At 65.6% G+C, this 1,023-nt stretch carries 1 protein-coding gene; it reads left to right on the forward strand.

Annotation, left to right across the window (positions count from 1 at the left end; all coding sequences use genetic code 11):
* The coding region (locus ACFWTC_RS38980) for an amino acid adenylation domain-containing protein (RefSeq protein WP_384075193.1) at positions 1-1,023 on the forward strand (1,023 nt) is incomplete at both ends.

Below are 1,023 nucleotides of genomic sequence, written 5' to 3' on the forward strand. Positions count from 1 at the left end.
TGCGGCGTATGTGTTGTTCACGTCGGGGTCGACGGGTCGGCCCAAGGGTGTGGTGGTGTCGCATGCGGGTGTTGTGAATCGTCTGGTGTGGATGCAGTCGCGGTTCGGTCTGGTGCCGGGTGAGCGGGTGCTGCAGAAGACGCCGTTCGGTTTCGATGTGTCGGTGTGGGAGTTCTTCTGGCCGTTGTTTGAGGGCGGGGTGCTGGTGGTGGCCCGTCCGGGTGGTCATCGGGATCCGTCGTATGTGGCGTCGGTGATCGGGTCGGAGCGGGTGTCGGTGGTGCATTTTGTGCCGTCGATGCTGGAGGCGTTTCTGCGGGAGCCGGCTGCTGCTTTGTGTGGTGGTGTGCTGCGGCGGGTGGTGTGTTCGGGTGAGGCTCTGTCGGCGGGTGTGCAGGAGCGTTTCTTCGAGGTCTTCGGTGGCCGAGTGGAGTTGCACAATCTGTATGGTCCGACGGAGGCGTCGGTGGATGTGACGGCTTGGGAGTGCCGTGGGGGTGATGTGGTGGTGCCGATCGGCGGGCCGGTGGCGAACACGCGCCTGTATGTGCTCGACCAGGCGCTGTCGCCGGTGCCGGTGGGTGTGGGCGGTGAGTTGTATGTCGCGGGTGTGCAGTTGGCGCGTGGTTACGTGGGCCGGGCTGGTCTGACGGCGGAGCGGTTTGTGGCCAGTCCCTACGGTGAGCCGGGTGAGCGGCTTTATCGCACCGGTGACCTGGTGCGCTGGAACGCGGACGGTCAGTTGGAGTATCTGGGGCGGGCGGATGAGCAGGTCAAGATCCGTGGGTTCCGTATCGAGCCGGGTGAGGTCCAGGCTGTCATCGCCGGCCACCCTCAGGTTGCTCAGGCGGCGGTGATCGCTCGTGAGGACATCCCGGGTGACAAGCGTCTGGTCGCCTACGTGGTCCCGGGGCAGGGTGAGGTTCACGGTCTGCCCGTGTCTGTGCGGGAGTTTGCTGCTGGGCGGTTGCCGGAGTACATGGTGCCGTCGGCGGTGGTGGTTCTTGAGGGTCTGCCGTTGAC

Origin of the sequence: Streptomyces sp. NPDC058619 (genome assembly GCF_042717785.1) — a bacterium.
In the GTDB taxonomy this organism is placed as follows: domain Bacteria; phylum Actinomycetota; class Actinomycetes; order Streptomycetales; family Streptomycetaceae; genus Streptomyces.